Origin of the sequence: Corynebacterium glyciniphilum AJ 3170 (genome assembly GCF_000626675.1) — a bacterium.
Taxonomy (GTDB): Bacteria; Actinomycetota; Actinomycetes; order Mycobacteriales; family Mycobacteriaceae; genus Corynebacterium; species Corynebacterium glyciniphilum.
Genome location: NZ_CP006842.1, coordinates 1990639 through 2013327 on the forward strand (window position 1 = coordinate 1990639; position 22689 = coordinate 2013327).

A 22689-nucleotide genomic window follows, 5' to 3' on the forward strand; every position below is an offset into this window, starting at 1 on the left:
GCACGACGTGCATCACACAGTCATGCTCCTCTGGCCACTCGTGCTGTCTCGTACAGGCAGATCGCTGCCGCAGTCACGAGGTTCAGACTCTCTGCTTTCCCCCCCATGGGAATCGACACTCTGACATCCGCCAGGTCCTGCCAGTCACCGAGACCATGAGCTTCGTTACCGAACAGCCACGCGATCTTCTGGCCGAGCAGCGGGACATCACCGTCCTGCGCCGCGGCTGCCGCGTCAAGGGAGATATCCCCGTCACCAGCGGTCGCCAGTACGGTGTAGCCGCGTTCGTGGAGTAGGTCAACGACATCGGCGACGCCGGTGTGACGTGCGACCGGGAGATGAAACAGGGATCCGGCCGAGGACCGCACCGCCTTACCGCCCTGAGGGTCCACTGTCGACCCGGCGAAGACGACAGAGGCCGCGCCGCTGGCGTCGGCGACACGGACCAGTGCGCCCGCGTTCCCGGGCTCTGACGTCTCCACCGGTACCGCGACGAGGTCGCCCTGAACCGCCTCGGAGAGGTCAACGAGCTGACTTAGACACAACGCGAAGATACCGGTGGGAGACACCGACTCGGACAGGGCGGACGATGCGCGGTCGGTGATCAGGTGGACACGGACTCCGCGGACGTCGTCACCGGTCAGCTGATCGAATCGGGCCCCGATGCTCTCCAGGCCCTGTTCAGTGAGGTAGACCTCGACCACGTCGCCGTAGCGCAGCGCCGCCGAGACAGCGTTGGCTCCTTCGGCGAGGAAGCGCCCCGCCTTCTTTCGTGCCGCGGCACGGTGCAGCTTCGCTGCGTTGACGATGCGCGGTGTCCGTTCGGTAAAGGGTTCGTCACCCATCCAGGTCCGCCAGTCGGATGCCAGCGGCCGTGCGGAGGATGATACGGACGGGAATTCAGTCATGGTCGACGATTCTACCGTGGAGGAGGAACTCCCCTGCCGAGGAGCCTGTTCCAACGGGCGGATACGCAAAAACCGCGCCGACCGCCCGTGGATTGCACGGAGCAGTGACGCGGTAGAACGTCGGTGCCCTTAGTTGGACAGCGGTGCGTTGACGTCCGCCGGGAGGGCGGCCTTGGCAGCTTCAACCAGAGCGGTGAATGCCTGCGGGTCCGAGACGGCGATCTCGGCCAGGTTCTTCCGGTCGACCTCGATGTCGGCGAGACGCAGACCCTGGATCAGGCGGTTGTAGGTGATGTCGTTCGCGCGGGCTGCGGCGTTGATGCGCTGGATCCACAGCTTGCGGAACTCACCCTTGCGAGCACGACGGTCGCGGAACGCGTAGGTCTTGGAGTGGAGGACCTGCTCCTTGGCCTTGCGGTACAGGCGGGACCGCTGGCCACGGTAGCCGGAGGCTTCGTTGAGAATCTCGCGGCGCTTCTTCTTCGCGTTCACTGAGCGCTTGACACGTGCCATGGTGGGACGTCCTTATCTTCTAGCTTCTTGATCTTCGGGAACTACCGGTCTCCCCGGCTGCTCCTGGAATTACGGGTTACGAGTCGAGACGAGAGAAGGCGCTCAGGCCTTGCCCAGCAGACGCTTGATGCGCTTGACGTCCGCCGGCGCAACGTCCTCGGTGCCCTTGAGGCGACGGGTGCGCTTGGAGGGCTTGCCCTCCAGGAGGTGGCGACGGTTGGCCTGCTCACGGCGCAGCTTGCCGGAACCGGTGACCTTGATGCGCTTGGCGGTGCCCTTGTGGGTCTTCTGCTTCATCGTGGATCCTTCACTTCTTCGTGGATAGGTGCCGACCGGGGTCGGGGAACTATTTCTTGCCCTTGCGGACAGGTCCCAGCACCATCGTCATATTGCGACCGTCCTGCTTTGCACGGGTCTCAACAACGCCGAACTCGCGCACGTCCTCAGCCAGCCGCTCGAGCAGCCTGAAGCCCAGCTCAGGACGGGACTGCTCGCGTCCGCGGAACATGATGGTGACCTTGACCTTGGACCCCTTCTCCAGGAACCGGACCACATTGGACTTCTTGGTCTCGTAGTCGTTGTCACTGATCTTGGGGCGGAACTTCTGCTCCTTGACCACGGTCTGCTGCTGGTTCTTCCGAGCCTCGCGAGCCTTCTGGTCCTGTTCGTACTTGAACTTGCCGAAATCCATGATCTTGCACACGGGCGGCTTGGCGTTCGGTGCAACCTCGACCAGGTCGAGGTCTGCGTCATAGGCCAGCTTGCGTGCATCGTCGATACGGACGATACCGACCTGTTCGCCACCCGGACCGACGAGTCGGACCTCGGGAACTCGAATCCGGTCGTTTATGCGAGCTTGTGCGCTGATGAGAACTCCTCAGTAGCAGTGGTAGAAACGTGTACCGCGTACTGCGAGTGTTATCCCCCCGGACGGTACATCGGTACCGCACCTCGGACGGTCGCCGTATTCCCACAAGGTGGTAATGAGCGACCGTTCCAGTGACCCGAGCCCTGCCGGAGAGGCGGTCTCAGGTGGGAGTAACTCCACTTGCAGCCTGACATCGTTGACAGGCGGTAGTAACCAAGACACTAGCACCACACTGCCGGACACACAAACTCCGGCTCCCATGGTGCACGCCTGGTAGTTTTACCTCATGAACAGGATGTACACGTCCGAGTGGCCCCAGGGGCAACCTCATGACATCGACATGCTGCGCCGTCAACTCGAGGCGTCCCTCCTACGCTCCGAAGCAGCGCACCGCGAGACGGCAGAGCTCACCACGGAACTGCTGGCCCGACTGGATACAGCGCCTACAGCACCCGCCGCACCCGACGAAGAACATGACGTCACACGACCCACATCATGGCCTACGGTTCGATCCTCTACCCCGGAGGAACCGGGGCCGTTCCCCGTGCCACCGACGTCCCGTCCAGGGTCACAGAGATCCGCGGACAGGGCGGGGACTACACCGCCGGGACCGGTCTCCCGTTTTCTGGAGGACAAGGACAAGGTCACCATCGGGGTGTCTGTGCTGGGCGGTGTCATCACTGTCATAGGACTGGTCTTTCTCGCGGTTCAGGCGTTCAGCCGCGGGTGGCTCGGCCCGGCGAGCGCGGTATCCGGCGCTGCCGTGCTCTGCCTTCTGCTCATCCTCGGCAGCTTCGTAATACACCGCCGCAGTCCCCACGGCCCCACTGCACCGGCCTTGATCAGTGTCGGTATCCTCGGCATGTTCACTGACCTCTGGGTGCTGGTATTCGGCCTCGAATGGGTCAGCCCGGCACTCGGCGTCATTCTGGTCGCGGGGATCGCTTCTGCCGGACTGCTGACAGCCTGGGCCTGGTCACATCAGCCCCTCGCGGTGATCCTGCTTCTGGCCGGAACAGGATTCCTCACGCCGGCGGTGGTACACCTGTTGCAGGTCGCAGCGTCGACTCGCTTCGACGCCCTGTCGCTCCTTGCACTTGCCCTCCTCGGAGCGGCGACCACCTGGCACCGGGAGTGGAAAGCAGTCGCACTGTCATCCGCCGTCGTCTTCGTGCTCGGGTCAGTCGTCCTATACAGCGACGGACAACAGGGCACTCTTGCGGTCAGTGCGCTCGTCGGTGTCATCGTGATGTCCTGCCTGGCGTGGTCCACGTCAGGACAGACAGCAGGACTATCCGCCCTGTCCCGGTGGATTCCGGTGTCCACCGTCCCTGTTCTCCTCCTGCTCTCCGACGAGTCGGGCCGTCTGTCCGTCACCGTCACCACGGTCGCATGTCTGTTCATCGCCGGCACTCCACTCATATACGCTTCCGTCCGATCCGTCATGTCGAAGATATCGCTTCGTCCGGACGGCGACGAGGACGGCGACTCCCCCGCTGCCGCGCTCCGTGCGGCACTGTGCTGCGGCATCGCCGGCATTGTCGCCGTGCTGATGATCCGCCAGGATGATCCGTACGCCACAGCATCACTGTGGTGGATGATCGCACTCATCGGAGTAGCCACGGCCCTGCTGCTCTTGTCCGACCGGCTACCGGTCCCTCTGGTGTGGATCGTCTTTGTCATCACCCTCGCCTACGCCATCCCCAGGGCACTACCGGCCTGGGTGGACACAGATGTCTCCCCTGTGCTGATGTGGCCGACTCTCGTGCTGATGGCTGCCCCCGGTGCACTGGCACTGATGTACTCGAGGCGATTGGGTGCCTCGAGAGAGATCTCACTGGTCCTTGCTGCGGTGGTGCTCGTGGTCGCCACCTCGGCCATTCCGTTGATCTTTCTGACGGCAAGCGGCAGCGACATCGCATTCATGGCGGGCCACCTGGTGATGTCGGTGACCTGGATGGGACTCGGAGTCACGATGCTCGCCCGAGACAACGGAGCCACAGGTCTCGCCCTGGCACTGTTGGCTTCGGCGAAACTCGTGTTCTATGACCTGTCGGCCCTGTCAGGCCTGATCCAGGTTGCCGTTTTCATCATCTGTGGAGCAATTCTCCTGGGTGCCGCCATTCTGCGCGAGCGTCGGCGGGATCTCCCCACGGCGCCGTCAGAGTAGTTCTTTGAGGAACAATCCGGTGTGGGACGCCTCCACCGAGGCAATGTCCTCCGGCGTCCCCTCCGCCACAACTGTTCCGCCGCCCGACCCGCCCTCGGGGCCCATGTCGACAACCCAGTCCGCGGCTTTGATCACATCAAGATTGTGCTCGATCACCAGAACCGTGTTGCCTTTGTCCACCAGTCCCTGGATGACCAACATCAGCTTTCGGATGTCCTCAAAATGCAGGCCCGTCGTCGGCTCGTCCAGAATGTAGACGGTTCGGCCGTTGGACCGCTTCTGCAGCTCACTTGCCAGCTTCACCCGCTGTGCTTCACCACCGGACAGCGTTGTCGCCGCCTGGCCGAGGCGCAGATATCCGAGTCCGACGTCCACGAGCGTGTCGAGGTACCGGGCAATCGACGTGATCGGGGCGAAGAACTCCGCGGCCTCGTTGATCGGCATGTCCAGAACTTCGGAGATCGTCTTACCCTTGTAATGGACTTCGAGTGTCTCCCGGTTGTACCTCGCGCCGTTACACACCTCACACGGGACGTAAACGTCCGGCAGGAAGTTCATTTCGATCTTCAGCGTCCCGTCGCCGCGACAGGCCTCACACCGGCCACCCTTGACGTTGAAACTGAAGCGTCCTGCCTTGTAACCGCGGACTTTCGCCTCGGTCGTCTCCGCGAACAGGGTCCGGATCTTGTCAAAGACACCGGTGTAGGTTGCTGGGTTGGACCGGGGGGTACGGCCGATCGGGCTCTGGTCCACCCGGACAAGCTTGTCGAGTTGATCGAGACCGGTGACTTTCTTGTGGTGCCCCGGGACTTGGCGCGCCCCGTTCAGCTCATTGGCCAGAACCTGCGCCAGGATGCCGTTGACAAGGCTGGACTTTCCCGAACCGGACACACCGGTGACACACGTCAGGACCCCCAGAGGAAAGCTGACGGTGACATCCTTGAGGTTGTTCTCGGTCGCCCCATGCACCGTGATCGACCGCGTCGACTCCACGGGCCGTCGCTTGTCAGGGACAGCGAGTACCCGTCGTCCCGACAGGTACTGTCCGGTAAGCGATTCATCGGCATCGACGATACCGTCCGGATCTCCTTCGTAGACGATCTTCCCGCCGTACTCCCCTGCACGTGGCCCGATGTCGACCAGCCAGTCCGCTGTCCTGATGGTCTCTTCGTCATGTTCGACCACGATCAGGGTGTTTCCGATGTCCCGAAGGTGCTGAAGCGTACTGATGAGACGCTTGTTGTCCCTCTGGTGCAGACCGATCGAGGGTTCGTCAAGGACGTAAAGTACCCCGGCAAGACCGGAACCGATCTGGGTCGCCAACCGGATACGCTGTGCCTCGCCACCGGACAGGGTCGCCGCTGCTCGGGACAGGTTGAGGTAGTTCAGGCCCACGTCGAGGAGGAACGTCAACCTTGCCTGAATCTCCTTCAGTACCCGTCCGGCGATCATCTCGTCACGCTTCGACAGACTCAACCGGTTCAGGAAGTCGCTCGCCGCTTCGATACTCAGGTCGGAGACATCGGCGATCGACTTCTCACCGAGTTCCGAGCTGATGGTGACCATGCGGATCTCTGGCCGAAGGCGGGTCCCCTCACAGGTCGCACACGGAACTTCCCGCATGTATCCGAGATAGCGCTCCTTCTGGTGCTCGCTTTCCGCCTGGTCGATCTTGCGGTGCAGATAGGGCATGACGCCCTCGAAGGGTGCCGAGTACTGACGCGAACGACCGTAGCGGTTGCGGTAGCGTACCGTGATTTCCTCGGGATGGCCGTGGAGAACCGCTTTCCGTTCTTTCTTCGTGAGATCCGACCACCGCGTCTGCGGGTCAATGCCGATATTCTCCGCCAAGGCCGCGAGAAGCTTGTCGAAATACTTGTGGTTCGGGCTGGACGCCCACGGGGCGATGGCGGACAGCATCGGCGCGTCGTCATCCGGGATGATCAGCTTCTCGTCGACCTCCAGGCGCGTACCGAGGCCGTCACACACCGGGCACGCACCGTACGGGCTGTTGAACGAGAAGCTCCGGGGTTCCAGTTCGTCGATGGCGAGCGGGTGGCCGTTCGGGCACGCCATGTGTTCCGAGAATCGACGGTATCGGTTGTCATCGGTGTCTTCGAGACTGACGAAGTCGATGACGACGCGACCGTCCGCGAGCCGCAGCGCCGTTTCCACCGAATCGGTGAGTCGTTGCTTCTGGGATGATTTGACCTGGAGGCGATCCACAATCACGTCAATGTCGTGTTTTACCTGCTTTTCCAGGGTCGGGGGGTCGGAGAGCCGGTACGTCTCGCCGTCGACCAGCACACGTGAGTAGCCGTCCGAAGCCAGGTCCTCGAAGAGGTCGACGAACTCCCCCTTCCTGGTGCGCACGACCGGGGCGAGCACCTGGAACTTCAGCCCGTCCTCCATATCCAGGATCTGGTCGACGATCTGCTGGGGCGTCTGTGCCTGGATACGCTCTCCACATTCCGGGCAGTGGGCCACACCTGTCCGGGCGAACAGCAGACGGAGGTAGTCATGGATCTCGGTGATTGTTCCCACGGTCGACCGTGGGTTCCGGTTCGTCGACTTCTGGTCGATGGAGACTGCCGGGGACAGCCCTTCGATGAGGTCGACATCCGGTTTGTCCATCTGACCGAGGAACTGGCGCGCGTAGGAGGACAACGACTCCACATAGCGGCGCTGGCCTTCTGCGAAGATGGTGTCGAAAGCCAGCGATGACTTTCCCGAGCCGGACAGCCCGGTAAAGACGATCATCCGCTCACGCGGCAGGTCAATGTCCACGCCCTGCAGATTATGTTCCCGCGCTCCGCGCACGGTGAGGATCTCAGCCACCCGGTTCTCCTTCATGGAAGTTCGTCACTGCGTCGCCATCGTACGTGAAGGCCCCCACACAGTCGAACGGATAGTCGAAAACAACGGTGCCGCCACGGCAGCGGCACAGCTATGGTGGGGACCATGGAATCCGCACAGATCACCACGACGACAGTAGGCCCGATGGGCAACAACTGCTACCTGGTCAGCGCCGGAGGCGATGCGCTACTCATTGATGCCGCGGACGACGCCCAGCGTCTTCTGGCAGTCGCCGCCGATGCCGACGTACAGATCACCGATGTGCTGACCACACACCGGCACCACGACCATGTCCAGGCACTCGCCGAGGTCCTCGCCGCCACCGGGGCGCGCCATCATGCCTCGGCGCAGGACGCCCCGGAAATCCCAGCCACCGTGGACAGAACCTGGGGCCATGATCCGGACAGCGACACCCCTGAGATCTTCACCACCTCCTCCCCTGCCCTCAACGCGCTCGGAATGCAGTTGATTCTGCTTCGTGGCCACACCGCCGGAGGACTGGGCGTCATTCTTCCGCGACCCGACGGCCCCGACGACCTCTTCTCCGGGGACAGCCTGTTCCCCGGAGGCGTGGGCAAGACAGAGACGACGGAGGACTTCACGTCGCTGCTCACCGACGTCTCACGCCGCTGCTTCAGCCTTCCCGACACCGCCCGGGTACACCCGGGGCACGGGGACAGCACGACCATTGGCACAGAACGTCCGCACCTGGAGGAGTGGCGTGCACGAGGGTGGTGAGCGCGGACTCATCGCTGCGCCGACAGCGTAGAATGGTCGTCCTGTTGCGCGAGCGACGGACATCCTTCAAGAGATTCAGGAGACCATGAGCGCCACCCCTTCCGAGCACCCCGACATCTCCGCCGAACAGGAACATCTCGACGCACTGCTCGCTGTCGTCGACGAGTCCCGTGAGCGCCTCACCGACCGGATGCGCAAAGCGCAGCGTCGTCGCGCCGATATCGATCAACCGCAGACGCTCCTGGAACGCGACCACGAGACCTATGAGGTCGCTGGGCGCCTGGACGAGTTCTCCGCGGCAGAGATCGGACTGTTCTTCGGCCGTATCGATGTCGATGACGATGAACCGGAAAACCCTGTCATGGATGTTCCCGGAGAGCCAGCTCTTGACCGTCGGTACATCGGTCGCATCGGTCTACACACCTCTGATGACGAGATGCGGACCCTGTTGATGGACTGGCGCGCTCCCCTCGCCCGGCCGTTCTACCTGGCAACCACACTCCATCCCGAAGGGGTCCACGTCCGCAGGCACATCCGGACGCGTGGCCGTACGGTGACCGACGTCGCCGATGAGCGGCTTTCAGGCGGCGCCGGCGACGGAGACAGAGACGGCTCTGTCGCGCAGGAGGGGGCGCTCCTGCACGCGGTGAATCGTGCCCGGGATCGGCACATGCACGACATCGTCGACACCATCGTCGCCGAACAAGACCACATCATCCGCGAAGACCACCGCGGTGTGACAGTGGTGCAGGGTGGGCCGGGCACCGGCAAGACCGCTGTGGCGCTGCACCGGACGGCCTACCTGCTGTACACCTGGCGAGAGCAACTCTCGAATACCGGCGTATTGATCATCGGCCCCAACCGACGTTTCCTGGACTACATCTCGCAGGTGCTGCCCAGCCTGGGTGAGACCGGTGTCGTTCTGGCCACGCCAGGCTCGTTGCTGCCCGGCGTCACCGCACGCCCGCTGAGTTCGGAGTCACTGAGTACCCAGGAAGTCAAGGGTTCATTGGAGATGCTCGAGATCCTGACGCGTGCCGTGCGCGACCTGCAGACCGTTCCCGAGCAGCCCGTGGACTTTCTCATCGACGGTGTCACCGTGTCACTGACTCCGCAGATCGCCCGACAGGCGCGGGCACGCGCCCGCCGGACCCACCGCCCGCACAACCTGGCTCGCAGCCGTTTCCGGGATGCCGTGCTTGATCTCATGCGCGATGCCATGGCGGACTCCATCGGTGCCGACCCGCTCGGCGGCGAAAACCTCCTGACCGCCGCCGATCGTGAACAACTGCGTGAGGATCTGGCTGAGGAACCCGCCATCGCCGAAACCGTCGACGACTTGTGGCCGGAGCTCACCGCTGAGGAGGTGCTCTCCGGGCTCTACGGATCGCGAGACGCCATCGACTCGGCAGCCACCGACTACGACGACCTGACCCGGGCGTCCCTGCTCCGTGAGGATGCTCCGGATGACTGGACAGAGGCAGACGCCCCGCTGTTGGACGAACTGGCGGAGATCCTTGGTATTGCAGGAGCCGAAGAGGCCGAGGCAGAGGAGCGTCGCCGGTGGAAAACTCAGGTGGATGAAGCTCAGGAAGCGCTCGACATCCTCAGTGGTTCGGCCTATCAGGATCTCGATGACGGTACCGACGCCGAAATTCTCATGGCGTATGACGTCATCGATGCCGAACAACTCGCCGAGCGACAGCGGGTCCGGTCGTCGATGTCCACGGCAGAACGCGCCGCCGCTGACCGCACCTGGGCGTTCGGCCATGTCATCGTCGACGAAGCCCAGGAACTGTCTGCCATGGCGTGGCGAATGATCTTCCGCCGTTCACCCAACCGCTGGATGACGCTGGTCGGTGACCCCGCCCAGACCGGCAGCCCGGCAGGTGTCGAGGACTGGGCCACTGCGCTGGAACCGTTCGTCAAGGAACGCTGGAAACTCCACGAGCTGACCGTGAACTACCGGACCCCGTCGGACATCGCCGAGATCGCTACCCGCGTCCTCGCCGAGGTCGCACCTGGTCAGGATAGCCCCGTCTGTCTCCGTGAGACAGGGACCGGCGTCCGGGAATTCCTGATGTCCGAGATGTCCGACGCTGTATCCCGTGCCACGGTCAGTGCGGGTGAGGGGCTGGTAGGTATCATCGCCGCTGCGCAGCGTGTCACCGGTCTTGAACAGGAGTTCGGGACGGGTACCGTGCTCGTCTCGGATGTCAGCGGGGCCAAAGGTCTGGAGTTCGACGAGGTTGTACTCGTGGAACCGGAGGAGATCGTGTCTGGCTCCCCGCAGGGGCTCAACGACCTCTACGTAGCAATCACCCGCGCAACGCAGGGGTTGAGTCTTGTTCATGACCTGCCGCTGCCCTGGTAGGAATGGAACTATGACCATCTCTGAGCGTGACCGTGACTTCCTTCGCCTCTCCGTTGGCCTTGCCCGTGAGGCCCGCCAGGCAGGTGATGATGCTTTTGGAACGGTACTGGTCGGGCAGAACGGTGACGTCCTCTTTTCTGACCGCAACCGGGTGGTCTCCGGCTCCAGCCCGCTGCGACACCCGGAGTTCGCCGCTGCCCAGTGGGCTGTGACGAATCTCGACCCCCTCGAGCGGTCGAGGAGTACGGTCTACACCTCTGGTGAGCACTGTCCGATGTGCGCGGCAGCACACGGCTGGGCCGGCCTCGGGCGTATCGTCTATGCGTCGTCAGCAGCGCAGTTCAAGAAGTGGGCCACAGAAGACGGGCAGCACACCGGGCCGGTCACCTCGCTACGGATCCAGGACGTCGTCCCCGGAGTCGTCGTCGACGGCCCCGACCCTGACCTGTCCCGGGACGTCCGGGAACTGCACCGGCCGTCGTGAACTACACCGTGTGGACGATCATCACGTCGCAGTCGGACTGACGTGCAACGTCCGCCGGCACGGATCCGAGCAGCCGTCCCGTCAATGAGTTGATGCCGCGGTTGCCGACGACCAGCAGATCCGCCGACTCGTCGGTGACGATGGCCATGAGGGCGTCCACCGGCGCCCCCTCCTTCACTGCTGTGGAGACCTTCGTGGCGCCCACCTCTTCGGCCGCAGCCACTGCCGCTGCCAGGTTCTCCTGCGCCGGGTCCCCTCCGACCACCGTCTTCGAGTCCATCCGGATAGCTTTCACCGCCGACTCGGCGTTCTTGTAGTAGGCGCAGCCGATGACAAGCCGGGCATCGAATGCCGCGGCCAGTGCTGCTGCCCGTTTCACCGCCAGGACGGATGACGATGATCCGTCGGTTCCGACGACGATGGTCTCATAGGTGGTGCTATCGCTCACTGCCAGCCCTTTGTGATCGTGGATGGTTTCCACACGAAAGCCTACCCCAGTCAGATTCCTGCTTCGACCATGCCGCGCAGTTCCTTCTTAAGGTCGGCGATCTCGTCTCTCAGGCGCCCGGCAAGCTCGAACTTCAACTCCCGCGCGGCATCCTGCATCTGCGTCGTGAGATCGCTGATGAGCTTCTCGAGTTCGGGCCGCGCCATGGAACCCGTGTCCTGAGCCCCGGCTGCCCCGGAATCACCCGAGGCGACGTTGACGTCCGCACCGAAACCTGTCGACGCCCCGTCACCCTCCTCACTGCGGTTCTCGTACACCTGGTCGAGGATGTCGGCGATGGCTTTACGCAGGGGCTGCGGGTCGATCCCGTGCTCTTCGTTGTAGGCGATCTGCTTGGCGCGCCGACGTTCAGTCTCGTCCATGGCGTACTGCATCGAGTCGGTGATCTTGTCGGCGTACATGATGACCTCACCCGAGACGTTTCGGGCAGCACGTCCGATGGTCTGCACCAGGGAGCGTTCCGACCGGAGGAAACCTTCCTTGTCCGCGTCGAGGATGGCCACCAACGACACTTCCGGCAGGTCGAGCCCCTCGCGCAGTAGGTTGATACCGACGAGGACGTCGTACTCCCCCAGCCGGAGTTGCCGCAGCAACTCGACACGCTTGAGCGTGTCGATGTCCGAGTGCATGTACCGCACGCGCACGCCGTGTTCGAGAAGATAGTCGGTGAGGTCCTCCGCCATACGTTTGGTCAGCGTGGTCACCAGAACGCGTTCCTGCTTGTCGGTGCGCTGACGGATCTGCTCAATGAGATCGTCGATCTGCCCTTCCGTGGGCCGGACTTCGACCTTCGGGTCGACCAGCCCCGTCGGACGGATGACCTGCTCGACGAATTCACCGCCGGTCGCCGCCATCTCGTAGTCGCCCGGCGTCGCTGACATGTAGACGCACTGTCCTTTGCGGTCATCAAACTCCTCCCAGGTCAGCGGCCGGTTGTCCAGCGCACTGGGCAGACGGAAACCGAAGTCCACGAGGTTGCGTTTACGTGACATGTCGCCTTCGAACATGCCCCCGATCTGAGGCACCGTGACGTGGGACTCGTCGATGATGGTGAGATAGTCCTCCGGAAAATAGTCGATCAACGTCGCCGGGGCGGACCCCGCCTCACGCTGGTCCACGTGACGCGAATAGTTCTCGATACCCGAGCAGTAACCGACCTGCTGAATCATCTCGAGGTCGTATTCGGTGCGCATCCGGAGACGCTGCGCCTCGAGCAGCTTGCCCCGGCCTTCGAGTTCCGCGACACGGTCCTCGAGTTCTGCCCGGATGTCCTCCATCGCCTTCTCCATGCGGTCCGGTCCTGCCACATAGTGTGTGGCCGGGAATATCCGGATGTCCTCGACCTCCCGGATGACGTCCCCGGTGAGGGGGTGGATGTAGAAGAGGCTGTCGATCTCGTCACCGAAGAACTCGACGCGCACCGCCAGTTCCTCGTAGGCGGGGATGATGTCCACGACATCGCCCTTCACCCGGAATGCCCCGCGCGTGAAGGAGACGTCATTGCGGTCGTACTGGATGTCGACGAGGAGGCGGAGGAAACGGTCCCGCTCCACCTCTTCCCCGACCTTGAGGACCACGGACCTGTCGAGGTAGGACTGCGGTGTTCCCAGCCCGTAGATGCAGGACACCGAGGAGACGACGACGACGTCACGGCGTGACAGCAGGTTCGACGTCGCAGAGTGCCGGAGACGTTCGACGTCGTCGTTGATCGACGAGTCCTTCTCGATGTACGTGTCCGTCTGCGCGATGTACGCCTCGGGCTGATAGTAGTCGTAGTAGCTGACGAAGTATTCGACGGCGTTGTTGGGGAGCAGACTGCGAAGTTCATTCGCCAGCTGTGCCGCGAGCGTCTTGTTCGGCGCCATCACCAGCGTAGGGCGTTGCTGCTGTTCGATGAGCCAGGCTGCGGTCGCCGACTTGCCGGTGCCGGTGGCACCCATGAGGACGATGTCGCGTTCCCCCCGAGTCAGCCGCTCATCGAGTTCCTTGATCGCGGCCGGCTGGTCACCGGCGGGTTCGTAGTCGCTGATGACCTCGAACCGGGAGTCACTGCGCTCCACGTCCCCGACAGGCCGAAACTCGGACTCGGAGAGGACGGGATGTTCTGCGGCGAAAGCCATGAGTGCTACACCTCGTCCCAGAATGCGTCGACCTGGGCCACCAGTGTTTCGATGTCCCCGCTGTTGTCCAGTACAACATCCGCGGCCGCCAGCCGCGTCTGCCGGTCCACCTGAGCGGCGAGTCGACGGCGGGCGTCGTCCTCGTCCAGACCCCGGGACCCCACGAGACGCGCGATACGCACGTCATCGGGGGCGTCAACGACGAGGACCGTGTCGACAGTCTCGGTCTCCCCGTTCTCAATGAGCAGCGGCATGTCATAGACGACCACCTCCCTGCCCTCCTCGGCCGCGGTGTCGAAGAGTTCAGCGGTACGGGCGCGTATGCGTGGGTGGGTGATGGCGTTGAGCTTGTCTGTGGCGGTGGTCGAGGCGAACGCCTGACGGGCGAGTTCTGCCCGGTCGAGCCCTCCCTCAGGGGTAAGGATCCCATCAAAGGCGTCGGCGAGTTCGGCGAGGGCCGGCTGCCCCGGTTCGACGATCTCGCGGGCCACTTTGTCGGCGTCCACGACGAACGCGCCTTTCTGCCGGAGCCGTTCGGCCACCGTCGTCTTTCCGGAACCGATACCACCTGTCAGGCCGATAATGCGCATGCCGTCAAGGATAGCGCTGTCGGCCGGCCACGGCACCGGTCGAGGCACCGGTCGAGGCGCAGCCCGATCAGGAACCGGGCAGCGGCAAGGTAAGTGAGCCGGTCACTGACCCGTCACCGGACGACGTCAGTGCCGCCCCCGCGGCCGTGAGACACTGGGCGTTCGCGGCGTTGGCATTGGCGAAGAGATAGCGAAGTTGATTGGCGGTCTCTCGAGCCGCGGCCTCATTCGCCTCGGCCCACTGTTCGGCGAGATCCGAGAGCCGCCCACCGATGTCGGCACAGAATGCCTGATCTCCCGTGCCGAGATTGCGGTTAAGCAGGCTCCCCGCCGAACCGTCGACCTCCTGGAGGTCGGGCAGGTCTGGAATCATCTCGGTCGTGTCAGCGGTGGCGGCAGGAGCGAACACGATACCCACGGCAAGGAGAACCGTGGCGCCTGCAGCCAACCGCCGGAAAGAAGTGCGCTTCATACCACTGGACTATAGTCGCATTTATTCCCTTGCATAACTTTAATGTTGTTTCTTCACAGGAGCCCCATGTATTCTTCCTCTCTCCGACGGGTCACGACGGTAACCCTCACCGCAGCCGTGACGGCGGCCACGGTGACCGTCCTCGGCACCGGCTCTGCCGGTGCCGCTCCGTGCGACACGTACTCCCCCAACCTCATCGACCGGGCGTCGGCACTACTCAGCTCGGGTTCCGGCAGCTCCGGCAGCTCCGGTAGCTCGAGCGCCTCAGGATCTCTGACGTCCTGGGCCGGCGACACGCCGTGGGATCTGCCCAATGTGTCGGGCCCGACCGAGGCGATGTACATGGTGACCGGACCAAACAGCCCAGACGAAACACAGCGGCTGGGGTTGGCGTCCACCGACCTCGGTTTCATGTGGGATGCCGGCGAGGGCCGGACCCTCCTGGCTTTCGGCGACAGCTTCGGATGCGACTCCGGCCTCAGTGGGTGGCACTCCAATGCACTGTTCTCCTCCCACGACACCGACCCCTCGGACGGGCTGTACCTCGACGGCACCGTCAACGGTGAACGGTCAGGGGAATTCCTCCCGGTGTCCCTGAAAGAGCCCGGCGTCGAACACACGAAGATCCCGACCTCCGGGATTGAGGTCAACGGCGACCAGTACGTCGACTTCATGTCGGTGAAGTCCTGGGGGAACGCCGGCCAGTGGACCACCAACTACGCACAGACGGTGAAATCCACCGACGGAGGAAAGGAATTCCGGCCCGTGGACGTCTCGACCAGGGCATCCTCCAGGGCATCCGGAGACGACAGGATCGCCGGTGTCACCGGTGACAGTGCTGTGGTCGACAATTTCCAGATGACCGCCCTGACGAAGCATACGGAGGACGGGACAGAGTACATCTACGCCTATGGCACCCCCAGCGGACGGGACGGCTCAGCTCGCCTCGCCCGGATCGCCGAGAACGACTTCCCCGACTGGTCGGCGGCGGACTACTGGGACGGTGAGGGCTGGTCCGACCGGTTCTCCGACGCCGCCATCGTCCTGGACGGCCGGGTGTCCGAGCTCTCCGTGCAGTTCAACGAGGACCGCGGGAGATGGCTGGCAATGTACGAGTCCACCGAGGGCATCGTCCTGCGCGAGGCGACGTCCCCCACCGGGCCGTGGTCGTCGAGGAAGACCGTGGTGTCACGCCTGCAGGTACCGGACGCCTACGGCTCCTTCATGCTGCCGACGCAGGATCCCGCCGACCCCTCCACGCTGTACTTCGTGATGACCACCTGGTCGGGGTACAACACAGCCATGATGCGCACCGACCTGGACCGTGTGTTGGGCTGACCGCCCCCAAAGCAGACAGCAACCCCGGAGGTCGGTGTGACCGACCTCCGGGGTTGCTGTCTGCGGGGTTACCCTCTGGGGTACACCTAGCGCTCGATAATCGCGGTGACGCCCTGTCCGCCGGCAGCGCAGATGGAGACGAGGGTCCGTCCACCGCCGTTCTGCTCGAGGGTCTTCGCAGCAGTGGCGATGATGCGGCCGCCGGTCGCGGCGAAGGGGTGGCCTGCGGCCAACGACGAGCCCTTGACGTTCAGCTTCGAACGGTCGATGGAGCCCAGCGGGGCATCCAGGCCGAGACGGTCGCGGCAGTAATCCTCGGACTCCCACGCCTGCAGGGTGGCCAGAGTCTGGGATGCGAAGGCCTCGTGGATCTCGTAGAAGTCGAAGTCCTGGAGGGTCAGGCCGTTGCGCTCCAGCAGACGCGGCACGGCGTAGGTCGGGGACATCAGCAATCCGTCCGGGGTCAACCCGTCGCGACCGTGCAGGAAGTCGACCGAGGCGGTCTCCGAGTCCACCAGGTACGCCTGGACCGGCAGGTTGTGGGCTTCCGCCCACTCCTCGGACGCGAGCAGCACTGCAGAGGCACCGTCCGTCAGCGGGGTGGAATTGGCGGCCGTCATGGTCGCCTGGGTGCCGTGGGCAGCGGCATCCTTCTTACCGAAGACCGGCTTGAGCTTCGCCAGCTTCTCCAGCGAGGAGTCCGGACGCAGGTTGGTGTCCCGCTGGACGCCGAGGAACGGGGTCACGAGATCGTCAAAGAAGCCCTCGTCGTAGGCGGCAGCGAGCTTCTGATGTGACTCGACGGCCAGCTTGTCCTGATCTTCACGAGAGACCTGAAGTTCGCGGGCCGTAATGGCGGCGTGGTCACCCATGGACAGGCCGGTGCGCGGCTCACCGTTCTGTGGCTGCTCCGGAGCGATCTGCGAGGGACGGACGGTGCCCAGCAGCTTGACCATCTCACCGGTGGTCTTGGCGTTGTTCACCTTGATCAGGGTCTTGCGCAGCTCGTCGTTGACAGCCAGCGGCGCGTCGGAGGTCGTGTCGGTGCCACCGGCAATGCCGGCGTCGATACGTCCCAACGCAATGGCGTCAGCGACCTGGATGGCGGCCGCCAGGCCGGTTCCGCAGGCCTGCTGAAGGTCGAATGCAGGGGTCTGGGAGTCCAGTGCCGAGCCCAGCACGACTTCACGGGTCATGTTGAAGTCACGGGCGTGCTTGAGCACTGCTCCGGCGACGACCATGCCCAACTGCTCGTCCTGCAGCCCGTAACGGGCGACCAGACCGTTGATGGCCGCTGTCAGCATGTCCTGGTTGGAAGCATTCGCGAACTCCTTGTTGGAGCGGGCGAAGGGGGTGCGGTTGCCGCCAAGGATGGCGACCTTACGAGGCGAAGTAGTCATCTGGATGTCTCTCCATCGTGTGTTGTCGTGTCGTCGTGGGTCGTGGTGCCGGCCAGACGTTGCCGGGAAGTCTACCGGTGCGGTTCCGTCTGGACCGGTCCCTGAACTTTTATGTAACCCCCGTCACGGAATCTTGAGACGTGGTTCGGGGTCACACACTAGGGTACAAATGTGAACATACATTGTTCGGGCGTCCGTAGGTACGCTTTCGAATAACGGATCCACTACCAAGGAGTTACGAACGTTGTCTTCCTCGAACAAGGGCCTGCTCGATCAGGTCGTCAATTCCGGTCTCGCAGGAAAGCTCGGAGTCCCCCAGGGCGAGCCGCTGCGTCGCTACAAGAAGGGCGAGCCCGCCCTGGACGGTCCGGTGGTCATCGGCGGCGAAGGCCGCGTCGCAGCAGGTATCAAGCCGCTCCTGAGCAACGACTACCAGTTCATCGACGGCGGCACCGATGCCAAGCGTGCTGCTCTCGTCTTCGATGCCACCGGCATCACCAAGCCGGAGGATCTCCACCAACTCTTCGACTTCTTCAACCCGCAGATGCGCAAGCTGCTCCCCTGTGCCCGGCTTGTCGTCATCGGAACCACTCCCGAACTGGTAAAGGACCGTGACGAGCACATCGTCCAGCGGTCCCTCGAAGGATTCACCCGGTCCGTGGCCAAGGAACTACGCCGCGGGGCGACCGCACAGCTGGTCTACGTCGCACCGGAAACCTCGTCCGATCTGACCGGCCTCGAGTCCACCCTGCGCTTCCTGCTGTCCGGCAAGTCCGCTTTTGTCGACGGCCAGGTCATCCGGGTCTCCGCTGACGCCTCCGCTGCCCCGGAGTCCTGGGACGCTCCGCTCGCCGGCAAGATTGCCGTGGTCACCGGTGCCGCCCGCGGCATCGGCGCTGATATCGCCAAGGTTCTCGGTCGCGACGGTGCCAAGGTGATCTGCGTTGACATCCCCGCCGCCGGCGAAGGTCTCGCAGAGACCGCCAACGAGGTCAAGGGCTCGTCGCTGCCCCTGGACGTGACCGCACCTGACGCGGCAGAGAAGATCAAGGCCCACGCCGAGGAGCGCCACGGCGGCAAGGTCGACATCATCGTCCACAATGCCGGGGTCACCCGCGACAAACTGCTCGCCAACATGGACGAGGGCCGCTGGAACATGGTGCAGAACATCAACCTGGTTGCACCGGTACGTATCACCGAGGGACTCCTGCAGAACGGCGGTCTCGCCGACGGCGGACGTGTCGTGGGTGTGTCTTCGATGGCCGGCATCTCCGGTAACCGCGGTCAGACCAACTATGCCACCACCAAGGCCGGCGTCGTCGGTCTCGTCGACTCCTTCTCCGAGGAGCTCGCCGACAAGGGGATCACAGTCAACGCCGTGGCTCCGGGCTTCATCGAGACGGCCATGACCGACGCGATGCCTTTCGGTACCCGTGAAGTCGGACGTCGTCTCAACTCGCTGGCGCAGGGTGGCCGCACCGTCGATGTCGCCGAGACCATTGCCTACTTCGCCGGTAACGCCTCCAACGCCGTCACCGGCAACACCGTGCGCGTCTGCGGTCAGAACCTGCTCGGCGCCTAGGAAGGAATCCCACCGTGACTGTCACTTACAAGGAACTCCCCGCCATCCCCGACCTCATGGCGGAGTACAAGGGTGCCGCCAAGAACATGGTTCCTGTGGTCGGCGCAAAGCGGTCAGCCACGAAGGACCCGTCGACGGGTTTCGAGGTCAAGGGAGTCACCATCGACATCCCCCACCTCGCCGCCTACGCGGATGCCACCGGCCTCCGCCTCGGCAACGAGCTGCCGTACACCTACCCCTATGTCATCTCCTTCGCACTGGTGATGAAGGTGATGTCGACGGACGACTTCCCCTTCAACGCCGTCGGCGGCGTACACCTCACCAACGTGATCGAGCAGTCCCGCCCGCTGACCGTTGACGATGTGCTGCGCATCCGTACCCACGCCGAGAATCTGCGTAAGCACCGCAAGGGACTGCTGATCGACATGGTCACCGAGGTCTTCGTCGAAGGAGAGGACAGCGACACCCCGGTGTGGAAGCAGACGTCCGGCTTCCTCGCCAAGGGCGCCAAGTTGTCGTCGTCCGCCGACGCCGCCGTGGCGGGCCGCGACGAGGACACCGGTTCCCTCTTCGAACGTCCCGAGGTCCCGGAGGACCCCACGCCGACGGCGACCTGGTCGGTTGACCAGGCCGGCATCAAGATCTACGCGGACGCCTCCGGCGACAAGAACCCGATCCACGTGTCCTCACTGGGTGCGAAGGCCTTCGGTTTCCCCGCGACGATCGCCCACGGCATGTGGTCGGCGGCCCGGATCCTCAGTGGGCTGGAAGGCCTGTTGCCGGCCGCCGGGAAGTACTCGGTGGAGTTCGCCAAACCGATCGTCCTCCCGACGAAGGTCGCGTTCTTCACGGAGAAGGACGGCGAGAACTGGAACATCCAGTTGCGGAAGGCCTCCAAGCTGGAGACGCTCCACGCGATCGCAGAGGTGAGCCCGGCGTAGTCACCTCGCTGCCGGACAGCACCATTGCCGGGCCCCGCACACCGCCGGTGTGCGGGGCTTTTGCTGCGCAGCCCCGCTCAGACGGGGGTGCCCACAGCTGAAGTACGTATACTCCCTAGGGGTATACGGAACTTCAAACGGAAGGCGGGACCTCACATGACCAGACGACTGGTAACCCTGGCCGCAGTTGCCCTTCTCGGCGGCGCGCTGTCACTGACGGCATGCAGCTCCGACCAGGATGACAGCACAGCGACCGACACATCCGGCAGTGATGCGCATATGGGCCACATGGACCATCCTGCTGACGGAGGCCCCGCCCCTGAGGGCATCACCGAGGCCGAAGATCCCGACTACCCTGTGGGCACGGAAGTCCTGCTCACCGCCGATCACATGGCGGGGATGGACGGTGCCACCGCGACCGTCTCGGGGGCCTTCGACACCTACACCTACTCCGTCTCCTACACCCCTACCGACGGAGGCGAGCCGGTCTCCGACCACAAGTGGGTCGTCCAGGAGGAACTCGCCGATGTCGGCGACGAGCGGGTCGCGGACGGCGAGACCGTCACCCTCGGCGCCGAGCACATGCCGGGGATGGACGGTGCGGAGGCGACGGTCGACAGTTCCACCGATGAGACGGTCTACATGGTCGACTACGAAGCAGACGGCATGACCATGACGAACCACAAGTGGGTCACCGAAAGCGAGATCCGCCCGGCAGAGTAGAGCAGAGTTATTTCGCTGCGCCCCATGGAGGAGGACCGTCAGATGCACGACCACCACACTCACCACGACGCACACTCAGACGACGATGTGCACACGGACCATGAACGCTCCGGACACTCCGGACACGGTGGTCATGCGGGCCACGGCGATCACGCGGCCCAGTTCCGACGCCTGTTCTGGATCATGCTCGTCCTCGCCATTCCCGTGGTGGGCTTTAACGACATGTTCGCCAGCCTGATCGGCTACACCCTGCCGGAGGTCGGGGGTGTCGACTGGATATCCCCTGCACTCGGAACCGTCATGTACGTCTGGGGAGGACGGCCGTTCCTGACCGGCGGCTGGGACGAGATCAGGACCCGGCAGCCGGGAATGATGCTGCTGATCGCGCTAGCCATCACCGTCGCTTTCATCGCTTCCTGGGGAGCGAGCCTCCACCTCCTGAGCCACGAGCTCGACTTCTGGTGGGAGCTGGCGTTGCTTGTGGTCATCATGCTTCTGGGCCACTGGATCGAGATGCGTTCTCTCGCCCAGACCTCCTCTGCGCTGGACTCACTTGCCGCACTACTGCCCGACGAAGCCGAGAAGGTCGCGCAGGACGGCACCGTCTCCACGGTCTCTCCGGACGAACTCCAGTTGCACGATGTCGTGATCGTGCGGCCGGGAGCCTCCGTCCCCGCCGACGGCACGATTGTCGAGGGGTCGGCATCCATGGACGAATCCATGGTGACCGGTGAGTCAGCGACCGTGCACCGTGGAACCGGCGACAGCGTTGTCGCCGGCACCGTCGCCACCGATTCCGGTCTCCGCGTGGAGATCAGTGCCGTCGGGGACGACACCGCCCTGGCCGGGATCCGGGCGCTTGTCTCCGAAGCCCAGAACTCCTCGTCGCGGGCGCAACGACTCGCCGACACTGCCGCAGGCTGGCTCTTCTGGTTCGCTCTCGGGGCCGCTGTCGTCACCGCAGTGGTCTGGTCAGCCGCCGGACGGCCGGAGGACGCCGTGGTCCGTACGATCACCGTCCTGGTCATCGCCTGCCCGCATGCTCTCGGTCTGGCTATCCCTCTGGTGGTCTCGATCGCCACGGAACGCGCGGCCCGCGCGGGCATCCTGATCAAGGACCGGCTCGCCCTGGAGTCCATGCGGTCGGTGGACGCCGTCCTCTTCGACAAGACCGGCACACTCACTCGTGGTGAACCCGCCGTCACCGGAATCGCCGTGGGCCGCACCGAACTGGACGCGGACGGGGTCCTCTGCGCGGCCGCGGCCGCGGAGGCCGACAGCGAGCATCCACTTGCCCGGGCGATCACGGGTGCGGCACAGCGCCGTGAACTGACTGTCCCCCGTGCCACGGACTTCTCGTCGTCACCGGCCGTCGGGGTGAAGGCGACGGTGGACGGGACCACCGTCGAAGTCGGTGGCCCTCACCTCCTCCAGCAGCACGGAGCGTCCGAACTGGCCGACGTAGACCGCTGGCGCGACGAAGGTGCGATCATCCTCCATGTCCTTGTCGACGGTACGGTGGCGGGCGCACTACGGTTGGCAGACGAGATACGGACCGAATCATGGGAGGCCGTCAAGGAACTGCACACCCGGGGTGCACAGGTCATGATGATCACCGGTGATGCCCAGGCAGTGGCCGATTCCGTGGCCACAGAACTCGGGATAGACCGGGTCTTCGCCGGGGTGCGGCCCGAAGACAAGGCCGCGAAGGTCTCCGAGCTCCAGGATCAGGGACGCCGGGTCGCCATGGTCGGCGACGGTGTCAATGATGCCCCAGCTCTGGCGGCCTCCGACGTCGGCATCGCGATCGGTGCAGGTACTGATGTCGCGATCGGGTCAGCCGGTGTCATCCTGGCCAGCTCTGACCCCCGGTCGGTCTTGTCCGTCATCGACCTCTCCCGGGCCACCTACCGTAAGATGACCCAGAACCTCTGGTGGGCGGCAGGCTACAACCTTGTCTCTGTGCCGTTGGCCGCCGGGGTGCTTGCGCCGGTCGGTTTTGTCCTGCCGATGAGTGTGGGGGCTATCCTGATGTCGGCGTCCACGGTGGTGGTCGCGTTGAACGCCCAGCTGCTGCGCCGACTGGACCTGAACCGGTGATCCC

General features: G+C 64.1%; 19 protein-coding genes. 9 read left to right on the plus strand and 10 right to left on the minus strand.

Annotated elements, in window-relative coordinates:
* Positions 1-20: 20 nt before the first annotated feature.
* The 4 genes from CGLY_RS09355 to infC all read right to left on the minus strand — a co-directional run bounded on the left by CGLY_RS09355 (position 21) and on the right by infC (position 2289).
* The gene (locus CGLY_RS09355; protein ID WP_407080789.1) at positions 21-908 is read right to left on the minus strand and encodes a TrmH family RNA methyltransferase; all 888 of its coding nucleotides are present in this window, start codon (positions 906-908) and stop codon (positions 21-23) included.
* A 129-nt stretch (positions 909-1037) separates the two neighbouring features.
* Complete coding sequence (gene rplT / locus CGLY_RS09360; protein ID WP_038548934.1) at positions 1038-1421, minus strand: 50S ribosomal protein L20; 384 nt, start codon at positions 1419-1421, stop codon at positions 1038-1040.
* Positions 1422-1523: 102 nt separating this feature from the next.
* On the minus strand, positions 1524-1718 hold the full coding sequence (rpmI, locus tag CGLY_RS09365) for a 50S ribosomal protein L35 (RefSeq protein WP_038548938.1): 195 nt from the start codon (positions 1716-1718) through the stop codon (positions 1524-1526).
* 49 nt (positions 1719-1767) lie between these two features.
* Positions 1768-2289, minus strand: coding sequence for a translation initiation factor IF-3 (gene infC / locus CGLY_RS09370; protein ID WP_075815431.1), 522 nt, complete (start codon positions 2287-2289; stop codon positions 1768-1770).
* 286 nt (positions 2290-2575) lie between these two features.
* On the opposite strand from infC, the gene CGLY_RS09380 reads away from it, so the two are divergent.
* Complete coding sequence (locus tag CGLY_RS09380) at positions 2576-4459, plus strand: DUF2339 domain-containing protein (RefSeq protein WP_144313662.1); 1884 nt, start codon at positions 2576-2578, stop codon at positions 4457-4459.
* Here the strand turns inward: CGLY_RS09380 and uvrA are convergent.
* The gene (uvrA, locus tag CGLY_RS09385; RefSeq protein WP_038552307.1) at positions 4451-7297 is read right to left on the minus strand and encodes an excinuclease ABC subunit UvrA; all 2847 of its coding nucleotides are present in this window, start codon (positions 7295-7297) and stop codon (positions 4451-4453) included. The two genes, CGLY_RS09380 and uvrA, sit on opposite strands and share 9 nt — an antisense overlap.
* A 123-nt stretch (positions 7298-7420) precedes the next feature.
* Here uvrA and CGLY_RS09390 point away from each other — a divergent pair, with 123 nt between their 5' ends.
* From CGLY_RS09390 to CGLY_RS09400, 3 genes are all read left to right on the plus strand, one after another.
* The gene (locus CGLY_RS09390; RefSeq protein WP_227590233.1) at positions 7421-8053 is read left to right on the plus strand and encodes an MBL fold metallo-hydrolase; all 633 of its coding nucleotides are present in this window, start codon (positions 7421-7423) and stop codon (positions 8051-8053) included.
* Positions 8054-8138: 85 nt separating this feature from the next.
* Complete coding sequence (locus CGLY_RS09395; RefSeq protein ID WP_038548950.1) at positions 8139-10427, plus strand: HelD family protein; 2289 nt, start codon at positions 8139-8141, stop codon at positions 10425-10427.
* Positions 10428-10443: 16 nt separating this feature from the next.
* Positions 10444-10911 carry a nucleoside deaminase gene (locus CGLY_RS09400; RefSeq protein ID WP_407080811.1) on the plus strand — a complete coding sequence of 156 codons (468 nt, stop codon included), beginning with the start codon at positions 10444-10446 and terminating at the stop codon, positions 10909-10911.
* Position 10912: 1 nt separating this feature from the next.
* On the opposite strand, the gene CGLY_RS09405 is transcribed toward CGLY_RS09400, so the two are convergent.
* The 4 genes from CGLY_RS09405 to CGLY_RS09420 all read right to left on the minus strand — a co-directional run bounded on the left by CGLY_RS09405 (position 10913) and on the right by CGLY_RS09420 (position 14601).
* Complete coding sequence (locus tag CGLY_RS09405) at positions 10913-11359, minus strand: universal stress protein (protein ID WP_038552315.1); 447 nt, start codon at positions 11357-11359, stop codon at positions 10913-10915.
* A 50-nt stretch (positions 11360-11409) separates the two neighbouring features.
* Positions 11410-13539: an excinuclease ABC subunit UvrB gene (gene uvrB, locus CGLY_RS09410; RefSeq protein WP_038548958.1), complete on the minus strand. Its 2130-nt coding sequence runs from the start codon at positions 13537-13539 to the stop codon at positions 11410-11412.
* A 5-nt stretch (positions 13540-13544) separates the two neighbouring features.
* Positions 13545-14129: a dephospho-CoA kinase gene (coaE, locus tag CGLY_RS09415; RefSeq protein ID WP_038552320.1), complete on the minus strand. Its 585-nt coding sequence runs from the start codon at positions 14127-14129 to the stop codon at positions 13545-13547.
* A gap of 67 nt (positions 14130-14196) precedes the next feature.
* Positions 14197-14601 (minus strand): hypothetical protein, encoded by a 405-nt coding sequence (locus CGLY_RS09420; RefSeq protein ID WP_038548963.1) that lies wholly within the window; start codon positions 14599-14601, stop codon positions 14197-14199.
* Positions 14602-14667: 66 nt separating this feature from the next.
* On the opposite strand from CGLY_RS09420, the gene CGLY_RS09425 reads away from it, so the two are divergent.
* Complete coding sequence (locus CGLY_RS09425) at positions 14668-15939, plus strand: DUF4185 domain-containing protein (protein WP_052539971.1); 1272 nt, start codon at positions 14668-14670, stop codon at positions 15937-15939.
* Between the two features lie 86 nt (positions 15940-16025).
* Here CGLY_RS09425 and CGLY_RS09430 read toward each other — a convergent pair whose 3' ends face one another.
* Positions 16026-17339, minus strand: coding sequence for an acetyl-CoA C-acetyltransferase (locus tag CGLY_RS09430; protein WP_038548968.1), 1314 nt, complete (start codon positions 17337-17339; stop codon positions 16026-16028).
* 244 nt (positions 17340-17583) lie between these two features.
* Between CGLY_RS09430 and CGLY_RS09435 the strand changes: the two genes are divergently transcribed.
* The 4 genes from CGLY_RS09435 to CGLY_RS09450 all read left to right on the plus strand — a co-directional run bounded on the left by CGLY_RS09435 (position 17584) and on the right by CGLY_RS09450 (position 22685).
* Entirely contained in the window at positions 17584-18921 is a 1338-nt protein-coding gene (locus tag CGLY_RS09435; RefSeq protein ID WP_038548973.1) for a 3-oxoacyl-ACP reductase, read from the plus strand.
* Between the two features lie 14 nt (positions 18922-18935).
* On the plus strand, positions 18936-19862 hold the full coding sequence (locus CGLY_RS09440; RefSeq protein WP_038548989.1) for a MaoC family dehydratase: 927 nt from the start codon (positions 18936-18938) through the stop codon (positions 19860-19862).
* 156 nt (positions 19863-20018) lie between these two features.
* Entirely contained in the window at positions 20019-20585 is a 567-nt protein-coding gene (locus CGLY_RS09445) for a YdhK family protein (RefSeq protein WP_038548992.1), read from the plus strand.
* Positions 20586-20609: 24 nt separating this feature from the next.
* Positions 20610-22685, plus strand: a complete 2076-nt coding sequence (locus CGLY_RS09450; RefSeq protein WP_038548996.1) for a heavy metal translocating P-type ATPase — start codon at positions 20610-20612, stop codon at positions 22683-22685.
* Positions 22686-22689: the final 4 nt, after the last annotated feature.

Excerpts from the sequence above, each read along its gene's own strand:
- CGLY_RS09380 (WP_144313662.1), top strand. The coding sequence starts at position 2,576 with ATGAACAGGATGTACACGTCCGAGTGGCCCCAGGGGCAACCTCATGAC.
- rpmI (WP_038548938.1), bottom strand. The coding sequence starts at position 1,718 with ATGAAGCAGAAGACCCACAAGGGCACCGCCAAGCGCATCAAGGTCACC.
- CGLY_RS09445 (WP_038548992.1), top strand. The coding sequence starts at position 20,019 with ATGACCAGACGACTGGTAACCCTGGCCGCAGTTGCCCTTCTCGGCGGC.
- CGLY_RS09355 (WP_407080789.1), bottom strand. The coding sequence starts at position 908 with ATGACTGAATTCCCGTCCGTATCATCCTCCGCACGGCCGCTGGCATCC.
- CGLY_RS09390 (WP_227590233.1), top strand. The coding sequence starts at position 7,421 with ATGGAATCCGCACAGATCACCACGACGACAGTAGGCCCGATGGGCAAC.
- CGLY_RS09430 (WP_038548968.1), bottom strand. The coding sequence starts at position 17,339 with ATGACTACTTCGCCTCGTAAGGTCGCCATCCTTGGCGGCAACCGCACC.
- CGLY_RS09425 (WP_052539971.1), top strand. The coding sequence starts at position 14,668 with ATGTATTCTTCCTCTCTCCGACGGGTCACGACGGTAACCCTCACCGCA.
- CGLY_RS09420 (WP_038548963.1), bottom strand. The coding sequence starts at position 14,601 with ATGAAGCGCACTTCTTTCCGGCGGTTGGCTGCAGGCGCCACGGTTCTC.
- coaE (WP_038552320.1), bottom strand. The coding sequence starts at position 14,129 with ATGCGCATTATCGGCCTGACAGGTGGTATCGGTTCCGGAAAGACGACG.
- rplT (WP_038548934.1), bottom strand. The coding sequence starts at position 1,421 with ATGGCACGTGTCAAGCGCTCAGTGAACGCGAAGAAGAAGCGCCGCGAG.
- CGLY_RS09395 (WP_038548950.1), top strand. The coding sequence starts at position 8,139 with ATGAGCGCCACCCCTTCCGAGCACCCCGACATCTCCGCCGAACAGGAA.
- CGLY_RS09450 (WP_038548996.1), top strand. The coding sequence starts at position 20,610 with ATGGAGGAGGACCGTCAGATGCACGACCACCACACTCACCACGACGCA.
- uvrB (WP_038548958.1), bottom strand. The coding sequence starts at position 13,539 with ATGGCTTTCGCCGCAGAACATCCCGTCCTCTCCGAGTCCGAGTTTCGG.